Here is a 12,857-nt window from a genome sequence, read left to right as displayed (position 1 = left end):
CAGAGGGTTCAGAGAGGGGTCCCATGACCGTCGACCCGAACGCCGCCACCCAGAGCTTCCCGAGCCCCGACCACCGCCGCCCGTCCGCGGCCCGCTATCTGGTCCCCGCGCTCGTCGCGGCGGTGGTGGCCGTGGCGCTCGGCGCGTACGGCAGGGTGCACGATCCGACGGGCACGGCGTTCAACCTCGCCGGCTTCTCCAGCACGGGGGCGGTGAAGTCCTGGCTGGCGACGGCGGCCTTCGCCTTCGCGCTCGTCCAGGTCGTCTCGGCGTTCATGGTGTACGGGAAGCTGCGCGGCCCGTCGTGGGCGCCCGCGCTGCACCGCTGGTCGGGCCGGATCGCGTTCCTGCTCGCGGTCCCGGTGGCGGTGCACTGCCTCTACGCGCTCGGCTACCAGACGTACTCGACCCGCGTGCTGTGGCATTCGTTCCTCGGCTGCTTCTTCTTCGGCGCGTTCAGCGCCAAGATGCTGCTGCTGCGCGCGGAGCGGCTGCCGGGCTGGCTGCTTCCGGTGGTCGGCGGTCTTGTCTTCGCGGTTCTGACGCTGCTGTGGTTGACGTCGGCACTGTGGTTCTTCCGGACGGTGGGAGTGACGACATGAGGCGCACCGCGTCCCGCAGGAGCGTGCTGGTCGTCGGCGCCGCGGCCCTTGCGGCGGGCTGCAGCAAGTACGGGGACGAGAGCGGAGGAGGCGAGGGCACCTCCGAGCCGGAGTCCTCGCCCCCGGCCTCCGCGTCGAAGGGCGGAGGCGGCGGGAAGCCGCCCGCCGCCGACGTGCTGACGAAGACCTCCGACATCCCGGTCGGCGGCGGCAAGGTCTTCCCCGCCGAGAAGGTCGTGGTGACCCAGCCGGCCCGGGGCGACTTCAAGGCGTTCTCCGCGATCTGCACGCACCAGGGCTGCACGGTCAAGGACGTGTCGGGCGGCACCATCAACTGCCCGTGCCACGGATCGAAGTTCAGGATCGCCGACGCCTCGGTGGCGCACGGCCCCGCGGCACGCCCCCTCGACACGCGGCAGATCAAGGTCACCGGAAATTCGATCACGCTGGCGTGAGGCGGCGGCCTACGCTCCAGGCATGAACCACGAGCACCTGGTGCGCGACCACACCGTCTACTCCTGTGTCATGGGCTCGCGCGCCTTCGGCCTGGCCACGGACGCGAGCGACACGGACCGCCGTGGCGTGTACCTGGCCCCGACGCCGCTGTTCTGGCGCTTCGAGAAGCCGCCGACGCACGTCGAGGGCCCGGCCGATGAACAGTTCTCGTGGGAGCTGGAGCGCTTCAGCGCGCTGGCGCTGCGCGCCAACCCGAACGTCCTGGAGTGCCTGCACTCCCCGCTCGTCGAGCACGTCACGGACACGGGCCGCGAACTGCTCTCGCTGCGCGACGCGTTCCTCTCGCGCCAGGCGTACGAGACGTTCATCCGCTACGCCGTCGGGCAGCGCAGGAAGCTCGAGGCGGACGTCCGCATCCACGGCGCCCCGCGCTGGAAGCACGCCATGCACCTGCTGCGCCTCCTGGTCTCCTGCCGGGACCTGCTGCGCACGGGGCGCCTGACGATCGACGTGGGCGAGGAGCGCGAGGCGCTGCTCGCGGTGAAGCGCGGCGAGGTGTCCTGGGCGGAGGTGGACCGCCGGATGACCCGCCTCGCGGCCGCGGCGGACGAGGCGGCGGCCCGCACCCCGCTGCCGCCGGAGCCGGACCGCGCCCGCGTGGAGGACTTCCTGGTCCGCACGCGGCGTGCCTCCGCCGCGCTCAGCCCGTGACCGGCGGGTCCCACTCCGCCCCGAACCGCAGCAGCTCCTCGCGGTGCTCGATCCGCTCCACCCAGTCCTTCGGCCACGCCTCGGCGCCGAGCCGGGCGCCCGCGAACGCCCCGGCGAGCGCCGCGATCGAGTCCGAGTCCCCCGAGGTGCAGGCCGCGCGGCGCAGGGCGAGCACGGGGTCGTCGACGAACTGCAGGAAGCACAGCAGGGCGGTGGCGAGGGCCTCCTCGGCGATCCAGCCCGCGCCCGTGGCGAGGCAGGGGTCGAGCTCCGGGTTGGCCTCGCGCACGGCGCTGTCCAGGCGTTCGAGTACGGCGAGGCACTCGTCCCAGCCGCGCGCGACGAACGCCTCGGGGGTCGGATCGTCGCCCCGCGTCCACAGGTCGCCGAGCCAGCGCGCGTGGTAGGTCTCCCGGTTCTCGTAGGCGTACGAACGCAACCTGCCGACCAGGCCCGTCGGTTCGGCGCCCGTGGCGAGGAGGTGCACGGCGTGCGCGGTGAGGTCGGCGGCGGCGAGGCCCGTGGGGTGGCCGTGGGTGAGGCCCGCCTGGAGCTGGGCGGCGCCCGCGCGCTGTTCGTCGGAGAGGCCGGGGGCGAGGCCGAGGGGAGTGACGCGCATGTTGGCGCCGCAGCCCTTGGAGTGGAGCTGGCTGGCCTCCTGCCAGGACCGGCTCCCGGTCTCCAGCAGGCCGCACGCGCGCAGGCAGGTGTTGCCGGGCGCCCGGTTGTTGTCGGGCGAGCGGTACCAGTCGACGAACTCCGCGCGCAGCGGCCCCTCGAACGGTTCGGGACCGAGCGGCCCGCGCTCCGTCGCGGTGCGCAGCGCCCGCGCCACGGCGAGCGCCATCTGCGTGTCGTCGGTGATGTAGGCGACGGGGTGGCCCGGCAGCTCCATCTCGCGCCAGGGCCCGCACTTGGCGAGGATCGCCGGTACGTCGTTGAACTCGGTCGGGAAGCCGAGCGCGTCCCCGAGGGCGAGGCCGAGCAGGGATCCGGTGGCGGGGCTGTGGGGCGGCGTCATCGGCGGGTTCCTTCCGAGGGCTCGTGCGCGGGGCGCAGCAGCGGAGGGTGCAGTGAGGTGGCGCCGCCCGCCCGGTACAGCGCCGCGGGTTTGCCGCGCCCGCCGGTGAGCCGGGAGGCGCCGGGGATCCGCTCGACGAAGCCGGGCGTCGCGAGCACCTTGCGGCGGAAGTTCGCCGGGTCGAGCTCGGTCCCCCACACCACTTCGTAGACCTGGCGCAGCTCGCCGAGCGTGAACTCGGGCGGGCAGAACCCGGTGGCCAGGCAGGTGTACTCCAGCTTCCCGCCGATACGGTCGTGGGCGTCGGCGAGGATCCGGTCGTGGTCGAAGGCGAGCGGGCCCTGCGTCCCGTACGGGAGCCAGGCGGCCCGTGCCGCGTCCCCGCCGCCGTGGGCCTGCGGGGCGTCGGGCACCAGCGCGGCGAAGGCGACGGACACCACCCGCATCCTGGGGTCGCGCCCCGGTTCGCTGTACGTCCGCAGCTGCTCCAGGTGCAGACCGGCGACGTCGGTGAGCCCGGTCTCCTCGGCCAGCTCGCGCCGTGCGGCGGTCTCGGCGGCCTCGTGCGGCTCCAGGAAGCCGCCGGGCAGCGCCCACCGTCCCGCGTACGGCTCGTGCCCCCGCTCGACGAGCAGGATGTGCAGTCGCCCGGAGCGGAGGGTGAACACGGCGAGGTCGACGGTGACGGCGAAGGGTTCGTAGGCGTACTTGTCGTAGCCCGCCACGGGGCTGTTGTCGGACATGCGAAGACCCCCTCCCTTATTGGTCCAATCGACCTTAAAAGGAGGGGGCGCCGCACACAAGACCCGGGACAGCAAGACCCGGGACACAAGGTCCGAGGAGGTACGACCTACAGGTCGACCTCCTTCATCAGCATGCCGACCTCGGTGTTCGACAGGCGGCGCAGCCAGCCCGACTTCTGGTCGCCCAGCGTGATCGGGCCGAAGGCGACCCGCACCAGCTTGTCGACCGGGAAGCCTGCCTCGGCCAGCATCCGCCGCACGATGTGCTTGCGGCCCTCGTGCAGGGTGACCTCGACGAGGTAGTTCTTGCCGGTCTGCTCGACGACGCGGAAGTGGTCCGCGCGCGCGTACCCGTCCTCCAGCTCGATGCCGTCCTTGAGCCGCTTGCCCAGGTCGCGCGGGATCGGGCCGACGAGGTGCGCGAGGTAGACCTTCTTCACGCCGTACTTGGGGTGCGTGAGGCGGTGGGCCAGCTCACCGTGGTTGGTGAGCAGGATGACGCCCTCGGTCTCCGTGTCGAGCCGCCCCACGTGGAAGAGCCGCGTCTCACGGTTCTGCACGTAGTCGCCCAGGCACTGCCGCCCCTCGTTGTCCTCCATCGTGGAGACGACACCGACCGGCTTGTTCAGCGAGAAGAACTGGTACGACTGCGTGGCCACGGTCAGCCCGTCGACCTTGATCTCGTCCTTCTCCGTGTCGACGCGCAGCCCCTGCTCGAGCACGATCTCGCCGTTGACCTCGACACGGGCCTCGTCGACGAGCTCCTCGCAGGCGCGCCGCGAACCGTAACCGGCACGGGCGAGCACCTTCTGCAGCCGCTCGCCCTCCTGCTCGGCACCGGGGAACGTCTTGGGGAGCTTGACGTCCTTCTTGCCCGCGTACCGCTCGCGGTTGCGCTCCTCGGACCGCGTCTCGTACTCACGCGAACGCGAGGGAGCCGTGCGGTCGCGGCCGGAGCCCTGACCGCGCTTGGGACCGCCCTTGGCGCCGCCGCGCGCGGAGGCGCCGCGGCCCGACTTCGGACCCTCCTTCGAGGCGTTCGGCCCTACGTCGTAGAGCCGCTCCTCGGGACGCGGCCGCTTCGGGCGGGCGCTGCCCTGCTGCTTGTCGTCGCGGTTGTTGCCTGCGCCGCGGTAGTTACCGCGGCCGCCGCTCTTCCCGCCGCGGCCGCCGCTGTTGCCACCACGGCTCCCGCCGTTGTTTCCGCTGCTGTTCCTGCCGCTACTGCTTCGCATCAAAGTTCCGTCTGGTCGTGTACTGCTGCGACACCCGGCGCATCGGGTGCATCCGGGTCGAACGACGGAACACCCTCCTGCGTATCGCCCTCGATCGCGTCCGCCTCGGGGAGGAAGGGCGCGAGCTCCGGCAGCTCGTCCAGGCCGCGCAGGCCCGTCCGCTCCAGAAAGTAGTTCGTCGTCCTGTACAGGATCGCACCTGTTTCGGGTTCCGCGCCCGCCTCCTCCACCAGCCCCCGCTGCAACAGGGTCCTCATGACCCCGTCGCAGTTCACTCCGCGCACCGCGGAGACCCGGGAACGGCTGACCGGCTGGCGGTACGCGACGACGGCGAGGGTCTCCAGGGCCGCCTGGGTGAGCCTCGCCACCTGCCCGTCCAGGACGAAGCCCTCGACGGCGGCGGCGTACTCGGGACGGGTGTAGAACCGCCAGCCGCCCGCCACGAGCCGCAGCTCGAAGCCGCGCCCCTGTACGCGGTACTCGTCGGCCAGCTCCCGCAGCGCGTCGCTCACGGCCCGCCGGGGCCGCTGCAGGATCTTGGCCAGGTGTTCCTCGGTGGCGGGCTCGTCGACCACCATGAGTACGGCTTCGAGGGCGGGCCTGAGCTCCAGCTCCGCCACGCCACCGGGGTCCTGCTCGCTCATGTGGCGGCCTCCTTTTCCTCGGGCACGTCCGGCACCTCGGGCGCCCTGTCGAACTCGTCCGTCACCACGGGCTCGGCCTCCGCCTCTCCCCCGGTCCAGCGCACGACCAGCTCCCCCAGCGGGGTCTCCTGGTCAAGGCCGACGGCCTTCTCGCGGTACAGCTCGAGCAGTGCGAGGAACCGGGCGACGACGGTGAGGGTGTCGTCGGTGTCGGCCACCAGCTCCCGGAACCGGACCTCGCCGGCCTCCTTGAGCCGGGCGACGACCAGCTGCGCCTGCTCCTGCACGCTCACCAGCGGGGCGTGGATGTGCTCGACGTACACCTGCGGCTTGGGCTTGGGCTGCATCGCCTTCACGGCGAGCCTGGCGAAGCCCTCGGCGCCGATGTTGATGACGACCTCGGGCAGCAGGTCGGCGTGGTGCGGTTCGAGTCCGACGGTGCGCGGGTAGCGCCGCGCCTCGTCCTCCATCCGGCCGCTGAAGATGTCGGCGATGTGTTTGTACGCGCGGTACTGCAGCAGCCGCGCGAACAGCAGGTCGCGCGCCTCCAGGAGCGCCAGGTCCGCCTCGTCCTCCACCTCGGCGGCGGGCAGCAGGCGGGCGGCCTTCAGATCGAGCAGCGTGGCGGCGACGACCAGGAACTCGGTCGTCTGGTCCAGGTCCCAGTCGGGCCCCATGGCCCGGATGTGGGCCATGAACTCATCGGTGACCTTGGAGAGCGCGACCTCGGTGACGTCGAGCTTGTGCTTCGAGATGAGCTGCAACAGAAGATCGAACGGCCCCTCGAAATTGTCGAGCCGGACCTTGAACTTCCCGTCGTCGACCTCGGGCTCGGTCTCGGGCTCCGCGACCTCGGGCTCCGCAGCCTCGGCCTCCGGCTCCGTCTCCTCGGGTTCCGAGGGCTCGGGTTCCGACGGCTCGGGTTCCGACGGCTCGGGCTCCGGCGCCGGATCCTGCTCGGGCTCGGGCTCGGGCGTGGAGAGCGCACCACGGCCCAGCGCACGCCGACGACCGTGCGAAGACGGCTCAGAGGATTCGTTCACGGGCATCACTGCCGGAGGCTACCGCTACCGCCCACGCAGCCGACGTACAAGAATGCTCGCGTCCCCACGGGACTCGAGATCGGCGAGGACGACCGCGACCGCCTCGCGCACGATGCGCCCCCGGTCCACGGCGAGCCCGTGCTCCCCGCGCAGCACGAGCCGCGCGTGCTCGAGGTCCATCAGCTCCTCGGCGGACACGTACACGGTGATCTTCTCGTCGTGCCGCTCGCGCCCGCTGGGCCGCCGGTTGGCCGCCCGCGACCGCTTCCGCGCCGCCGCGGTGGAACTGCGCCCACCGGAACCTTCCTGCGCCCCGCCGGAGCTGCGCCGCGCGGTCTTCTCCGCGGCCTTCTCGGCGGCCTCGGTGGCACCGCCGCGACTGCGCGAACCGGCCTCCGACTCGGCCTCGGCGGCGGAGTGTTCGCCGGAACCGGAGGACGCCGGAGCCGGCTCCGCGTCACCGTCGGAGGCGGCGGCCGCCTCGTCGCTCTCCCCGGCAGGCGGGGGAACCCGCGCCTCGCCGTTCGCCGACCGTCTCGGCGACGACGCCTGCAGTCCCATGCCCCCGGTCGTACGGAACAGTTCGTCGGCCCCCGGCAGACTCACTCGGCGTGACACCGGGCGAGCACCTCCCTGGCAAGCTGGCGATAGGCCGCGGCACCGACCGAGTTCGAGGCGTACGTGGTGATCGGTTCACCGGCGACCGTGGTCTCCGGGAAGCGAACGGTCCGGCCGATCACCGTGTGGTAGACGTTGTTGTCGAACGCCTCGACCACGCGCGCGAGCACCTCTCGGCTGTGCACGGTCCGCGAGTCGTACATCGTGGCGAGGATGCCGTCGAGCTCCAGGTCCGGGTTGAGCCGCTCCTGGACCTTCTCGATCGTCTCGGTCAGCAGGGCCACACCGCGCAGCGCGAAGAACTCGCACTCCAGCGGGACGATGACCTTGTGAGCGGCCGTCAGGGCGTTCACGGTCAGCAGGCCGAGCGAGGGCTGACAGTCGATCACGATGTAGTCGTAGTCGGCCATCAGCGGCTTCAGGGCCCGCTGCAGCGTGGACTCGCGCGCCACCTCGCTCACCAACTGCACCTCGGCAGCCGACAGGTCGATGTTGCTGGGGAGCAGGTCCATGTTCGGAACCGCGGTCTTCAGCAGGACCTCGTCGGCGGCCATGCCCCGCTCCATGAGCAGGTTGTAGACCGTGAGGTCGAGTTCCATCGGGTTCACACCCAGGCCCACGGAGAGCGCGCCCTGCGGGTCGAAGTCGACGAGCAGGACCCGGCGGCCGTACTCGGCGAGCGCGGCACCCAGGTTGATGGTCGACGTGGTCTTGCCGACGCCGCCCTTCTGGTTGCACATCGCGATGATCTTCGCGGGGCCGTGGTCCGTCAGCGGTCCTGGAATCGGGAAGTACGGCAGCGGACGCCCGGTGGGGCCGACGCGCTCGCGGCGCTGCCGGGCAGCGTCAGGGGCGAGCGTGGCCGCGTACTCGGGGTCCGGCTCGTATTCGGCGTCGGGGTCGTAGAAGTGTCCGTCGGGGGACAGTTCGTCGTAGTCGGCGAAGTGGCTGTGTGTGTCACCACTTCGGTCGCCGGCCATGGCGTTCACGTGATGGCCATCCATGCTCTGGTCTGCTGTCTGCGTCGGCGTCTGCTGGGGGATGCCCTGACAACTGCTCTGCTGGGCAGCGAAGGTACGCACAGCGACGGGGCCGACAGCCTGAAGCCCCGCGGGAACCTGTCCGCCTGGCTGGCCACCTCCGGGAGTAAATGTCGACTCATTCACAAGTCGTCTTACCTCCTTGGATGTGACCAGGAACATTTATCGATAGGTCAGCGTGGCACCATGCCGACGGTTGGCGACTCTATGGCGTGTCACCGCTCCGCAGCAACACAATCCGCCGGACCCGGCACGATGTGTCGGTAACGAAACACCCTCATGTCAAGGGCGTACGACGGCTCTTCGGTGCATTTCGTCGCTGCGCGAATCGGTTAAAGGGTTACGTTCAAGGCGAGTTGACCATGTCCGGACCCGTACCGATCCCCGTACACGTACGGCCGGACCCCTCGCAAGGTCCGGCCGTAGGCGTGAGATTGACGACTTTTGTTGACGTCGCCTTGGAGACAGGTCAGCCGAGGAGGCTCTCCAGCTCGACGTGCTCGAGGCCGTGCGCCTCGGCGACCTCCTTGTAAACGACCTTGCCGTCATGGGTGTTGAGGCCCAGGGCGAGGGCGGGGTCGCGGCGCAGGGCCTCGGCCCAGCCGCGGTTGGCCAGCTCGACGATGTACGGCATCGTCGCGTTGGTCAGCGCGTACGTCGAGGTGTTGGGCACGGCGCCGGGCATGTTGGCGACGCAGTAGAAGACCGAATTGTGCACCTTGAAGGTCGGCTCGGCGTGCGTGGTGGCGTGCGAGTCCTCGAAGCAGCCGCCCTGGTCGATCGCGATGTCGACAAGGACACTTCCCGGCTTCATACGGGACACGAGCTCGTTGGTGACCAGCTTCGGCGCCTTGGCGCCGGGGATCAGGACGGCACCGACGACGAGGTCGGCCTCGAGGCAGGCCTTCTCCAGCTCGAAGGCGTTGGAGACGACGGTCTGGATCTTCGTACCGAAGATCTTGTCGGCTTCCTTGAGCTTGTTGATGTCCTTGTCGAGCAGGGTCACGTGGAAGCCCATGCCGATGGCGATCGTCGCGGCGTTCCAGCCGGAGACGCCACCGCCGATGACGACGGCCTTGCCCGCGTGCACGCCGGGGACGCCACCGGGGAGCACACCGCGGCCGCCGTTGGCGGCCAGCAGGTGGTAGGCGCCGACCTGCGGGGCGAGGCGGCCCGCGACCTCGGACATCGGGGCGAGCAGCGGCAGCTGGCGGTTCGCGGCCTCGACCGTCTCGTACGCGATCGCGGTCGTGCCCGACTCCAGGAGGGCGTCCGTGCACTCCTTGGACGCGGCCAGGTGCAGGTAGGTGAAGAGCGTCTGGTCCTTGCGGAGGCGGTGGTACTCCTCCGCGATCGGCTCCTTGACCTTCAGCAGGAGATCCGCGGTGGCCCAGACCTCGTCGGCGGTGCCGAGGATCTGCGCACCGGCCGAGACGTACTCGGCGTCCGTGATCGAGGAGCCCACGCCGGCATTCTGCTCGACGAAGACCTGGTGGCCGTGGCGCACCAGCTCATGGACGCCGGCCGGGGTGATGGCCACCCGGAACTCGTTGTTCTTGACCTCGCGGGGGATGCCGACCTTCATCGTCGATCACGGTCCTTGGCTCTGGGATTAAACGGGCAATGCACTACATACCGGCACACCACGGGACGCACCGGAGATGCCACGGATGGCCGCGGCAGAGCCAGTCTAATGAAGGTTATTGAGCTGTCTAGCCTTTCGATGCATCAATCTTCCGCAGATGCACTACGGATTTCGCAGGCATTGGCCGCCTCTTCCGAAGGTTTCGCTTCCGCTCCTGCGGAGCCGGTGAGCTCTTCTCCCAGCATGCGCTCGGCGGCACCGCGGTGCAGCTTGGCGGCGGTGGGGTCGCCGAGCCGGTCGAGGGTGTCCGCGAGCCGCAGCTGGAGCGCGGCCTGCAGCCGTACGTCCTCCGCCTGCCGCGCCCACTCGATCGCCTCGCGGCAGGTGTGCAGCGACTCCTCGGGGCGGCCGGCGTACTCGAGCACCCGGGCCAGCTCGCTCAGCGCCCGCGCCTGCGCGGGCACGTCGCCCTCCTTGCGGTATCCGGCGACGGCCGAGCGCAGCGACCGCAGCGCCTCGCCGTAGCGGCCCGCGTACGTATGGACGCCCGCGATACGTCCGTGCAGGCGCGCGGCGTCGGCCCGCTCGCCGCGCGTGAGGCGCTGGGCGAGGGCCCGCCCGTACCAGTCGGCGGCCCGCTGCCAGTCCCCCAGCGACTGGTAGGCGCCGCCTACGGATTCCATCGCGCGGCCCGTCGCGTACGGGTCCCCCGCGGCGCGTCCCGCGTCGAGCGCGGCCCGGTAGCGGGCCAGGGCCTCGTGCGTCCGGCCGGTCCTGGCGTCGAGGTCGGCGAGGTTGAGCAGGGCGGCGGCCTGCTCCCTCGGCAGCTTGCGGCGCTCGGCGACATCGAGCACGAGCCGGTGGATCCCGTACAGCTCGGGGGCGGCGTCCTCGGTGCCCCGGTGCGCCACGATCGCCCGGACGAGGGCGGCCATGAGGCGGCGGGCGAGGGTGTCCAACTCTCCGTCGGCCACGGCCAGTCGGGCCGCGGCGAGCAGGGCGGGCTGCCGTACGCGCAGCCATTCGGCGGCCGCGTCCCGGTCGGCGAAGCGCAGGGCGCTCGGCAGGCCGGCGAGCTTCTTGCGGGCCGGGGAGTCGTACGGTTCGGTGACGGCGCGGCACGAGGTGAGCAGCCGTACGGTCCGCTCCAGCATCCGGGCGCGGGCCAGCTGCACCTCGCCCGGCCGGTCGACGGTCTCGGTGAGGCCGCGCAGATACGGGGCGAGGCAGCCCGGCACCTCGTACTGCGGCAGCTCGGAGTCCACGCCGCGGACCAGGCCGAGCGTGACGAAGGCTTCGAGGGTGGAGCGGGCCGCAGCGACCGAGCAGCCGGCGAGCGCCGACGCGGTGTGCGGGTCGACGTATCCCTCGGGGGCGAGGCACAGGTAGCGCAGTATCCGGGCGGCGGGGCCCGGCAGCGACTCGTACGCGAACCGGAAGACGCGGGCCAGGGCCGAACCGTCCGGTTCGAGGGCGTGCAGCTGCTTGGCCAGGTCGGCGACGGATTCCTTGGGGCGGGCGGCGAGCCAGCCGCCGGCGATGTTCAGGGCGGCGGGTCCGGCGGCGCACAGCTCCACCAGGGACTCGGCCGAGCGCGGGTCGCAGGTGACGCGGACCGAACCGGTGTGCTGGGTGAGCAGTTCCAGCGCGGCCTTCGTGTCGAGGCCGCCGAGCGTGCAGGGCCGTACGTCCGGGATACCGGTCAGCGGGCCCTCTGCGACGGCGACGGCGAGGCAGTCCGGGGTGTCGGGCAGCAGCGGGTCGACCTGTTCGGCGCTGCCCGCGTCGTCGAGCAGCAGCACCACGCGGCGCACCGCGAGGCCCTCGCGCAGGCGCTCGGCGAGGTCGTCCTCGCTCTCACCCGGCGGGGCGGGGAGTTCGAGGGTGTTCAGCAGGTCGCGCAGGACGCGTTCGGTGGGGACGGGGGTGCCGTCCGGGGCCGTGAGCCGGGTCCGCAGCGTGCCGTCGGGGTACTGGTCGCCGACCTCGCGCAGCAGTTCCTCGGCGAGGGCGGTACGCCCCGTGCCCGGGCGTCCCGCGATCAGGAGCACCCGGGCGCGGGGCGCCTTGCGCCCCGACAGCGTGTCGAGTCCGGCCCGCTCGATGTCGGACCGGAGCTGCGACAACTCCCGCTTGCGCCCCAGGAACTGACGCTCCGCCACCTCTTGTCCCCGACGGGTGCGACGCCGCTTGCGGGACCGTCCGGGGGCCGATCCGGCCTCCGTCACGTCGTCCGACTCGACCGCCTGATCCGTCACGGGCCACGCTCCGTCTCACCCATCCCCTCCGGGGGTCGGCAGGGGGCGTTCCCGAGCCTAGTTGAGGGGGTGGGGGTGACCTTGGCGGACGCCGCGCCCAAGTCGCCTGATCGGATCAGCGGATGATGTGACCTGGAACGGGGTGACGCCCACGGGCTCAGCCCCGGACCCCGCGCCTCAGACGCCGGCCGAGGCTGGATAAAAAAGCCCCTGCGGCGATTGAGCAGCGGGGTCCGGGGCGGAGCCCCGCGGCCGTCACGCCTCGAAGGGTCGCGCAGGCCACTCCGCCAACGCCGGGCGAAGGGCGTCCAGACCGTCACCCGCCAAGGCCGCGGCCAGCGAAAGCGCACCCACCACAAGGCAGTTGTTGTGCAGCTCACCCGCGAGCACCCCCCGGACCAGCTCCGCCAGAGGCACCCGCGCGAACTCCATGTCCGCCTCTTCCTCCTCCACCTCGAAGCGCTCCCCCTCCGCCTCGGAGAGGTCCCGCGCGAGGAAGATGCGGACGGCCTCGGAGCAGCCGCCCGGCGTCGTGTACACATCGGTGAGGACCCGCCAGTCCTCGGCCTTGACGTGCACCTCTTCGTACAGCTCACGCTGCGCCGCGTGCAGCGGGTTCTCACCGGGGATGTCCAGCAGCCCGGCCGGGATCTCCCAGAGCTTCATGCTCACGGGGTGCCGGTACTGCTTGAGGAGCAGCACCCGGTCCTGGTCGTCGAGGGCCACCACGGCCACCGAACCGGGGTGCACCTGGTAGTCGCGCCGGGCGACGGAGCCGTCCGGCATGACGACGTCGTCCGTACGCACGGAGGTCTTGTTCCCGACGAAGGGAGTGTCGGTCCCCCGGACCTCCCACTCCTCGGCGGTGTCCACGAGCGGCGTGCTGGCCGTCATAGCGAAA

At 71.4% G+C, this 12,857-nt stretch carries 13 protein-coding genes; 3 read left to right on the top strand and 10 right to left on the bottom strand.

Annotation, left to right across the window (positions count from 1 at the left end; translation table 11 throughout):
- Window positions 1–23 precede the first annotated feature (23 nt).
- The 3 genes from ACY34M_RS33885 to ACY34M_RS33875 are packed head-to-tail and all read left to right on the top strand — an operon-like array spanning window position 24 to window position 1,769.
- On the top strand, window positions 24–602 hold the full coding sequence (locus ACY34M_RS33885) for a DUF6529 family protein (RefSeq protein ID WP_462723575.1): 579 nt from the start codon (window positions 24–26) through the stop codon (window positions 600–602).
- Window positions 599–1,057: a Rieske (2Fe-2S) protein gene (locus ACY34M_RS33880; RefSeq protein WP_462723574.1), complete on the top strand. Its 459-nt coding sequence runs from the start codon at window positions 599–601 to the stop codon at window positions 1,055–1,057. The genes ACY34M_RS33885 and ACY34M_RS33880 overlap by 4 nt, the downstream gene beginning before the upstream one ends.
- A gap of 22 nt (window positions 1,058–1,079) precedes the next feature.
- Window positions 1,080–1,769, top strand: coding sequence for a nucleotidyltransferase domain-containing protein (locus tag ACY34M_RS33875; protein ID WP_462723573.1), 690 nt, complete (start codon window positions 1,080–1,082; stop codon window positions 1,767–1,769).
- On the opposite strand, the gene ACY34M_RS33870 is transcribed toward ACY34M_RS33875, so the two are convergent.
- The 10 genes from ACY34M_RS33870 to ACY34M_RS33825 form a co-directional block, all read right to left on the bottom strand.
- Window positions 1,759–2,790 (bottom strand): ADP-ribosylglycohydrolase family protein, encoded by a 1,032-nt coding sequence (locus ACY34M_RS33870; protein ID WP_462723572.1) that lies wholly within the window; start codon window positions 2,788–2,790, stop codon window positions 1,759–1,761. The two genes, ACY34M_RS33875 and ACY34M_RS33870, sit on opposite strands and share 11 nt — an antisense overlap.
- Window positions 2,787–3,533, bottom strand: a complete 747-nt coding sequence (locus tag ACY34M_RS33865) for an NUDIX hydrolase (RefSeq protein WP_462723571.1) — start codon at window positions 3,531–3,533, stop codon at window positions 2,787–2,789. Before ACY34M_RS33865 ends, ACY34M_RS33870 begins: the two co-directional genes overlap by 4 nt.
- 107 nt (window positions 3,534–3,640) lie before the next feature.
- On the bottom strand, window positions 3,641–4,768 hold the full coding sequence (locus ACY34M_RS33860; RefSeq protein WP_462723570.1) for a pseudouridine synthase: 1,128 nt from the start codon (window positions 4,766–4,768) through the stop codon (window positions 3,641–3,643).
- Window positions 4,768–5,412: an SMC-Scp complex subunit ScpB gene (scpB, locus tag ACY34M_RS33855; RefSeq protein ID WP_462723569.1), complete on the bottom strand. Its 645-nt coding sequence runs from the start codon at window positions 5,410–5,412 to the stop codon at window positions 4,768–4,770. Before scpB ends, ACY34M_RS33860 begins: the two co-directional genes overlap by 1 nt.
- A complete protein-coding gene (locus tag ACY34M_RS33850; RefSeq protein WP_462723568.1) occupies window positions 5,409–6,461 on the bottom strand; it encodes a segregation and condensation protein A in 1,053 nt (350 codons plus the stop codon). Before ACY34M_RS33850 ends, scpB begins: the two co-directional genes overlap by 4 nt.
- 18 nt (window positions 6,462–6,479) lie before the next feature.
- On the bottom strand, window positions 6,480–7,073 hold the full coding sequence (locus tag ACY34M_RS33845) for a hypothetical protein (RefSeq protein ID WP_462723567.1): 594 nt from the start codon (window positions 7,071–7,073) through the stop codon (window positions 6,480–6,482).
- Window positions 7,058–8,239: a ParA family protein gene (locus ACY34M_RS33840; protein ID WP_462723566.1), complete on the bottom strand. Its 1,182-nt coding sequence runs from the start codon at window positions 8,237–8,239 to the stop codon at window positions 7,058–7,060. The genes ACY34M_RS33845 and ACY34M_RS33840 overlap by 16 nt, the downstream gene beginning before the upstream one ends.
- Window positions 8,240–8,582: 343 nt before the next feature.
- Complete coding sequence (ald, locus tag ACY34M_RS33835; RefSeq protein ID WP_462723565.1) at window positions 8,583–9,698, bottom strand: alanine dehydrogenase; 1,116 nt, start codon at window positions 9,696–9,698, stop codon at window positions 8,583–8,585.
- Between the two features lie 143 nt (window positions 9,699–9,841).
- Window positions 9,842–11,956, bottom strand: a complete 2,115-nt coding sequence (locus tag ACY34M_RS33830) for a tetratricopeptide repeat protein (RefSeq protein WP_462723564.1) — start codon at window positions 11,954–11,956, stop codon at window positions 9,842–9,844.
- A gap of 255 nt (window positions 11,957–12,211) precedes the next feature.
- Window positions 12,212–12,850 (bottom strand): NUDIX domain-containing protein, encoded by a 639-nt coding sequence (locus ACY34M_RS33825; RefSeq protein ID WP_462723563.1) that lies wholly within the window; start codon window positions 12,848–12,850, stop codon window positions 12,212–12,214.
- Between the last annotated feature and the right edge of the window lie 7 nt (window positions 12,851–12,857).

This window comes from Streptomyces sp. EDA2-14 (assembly GCF_054963755.1).
This window is presented reverse-complemented; position numbering and strand designations above follow the sequence as displayed.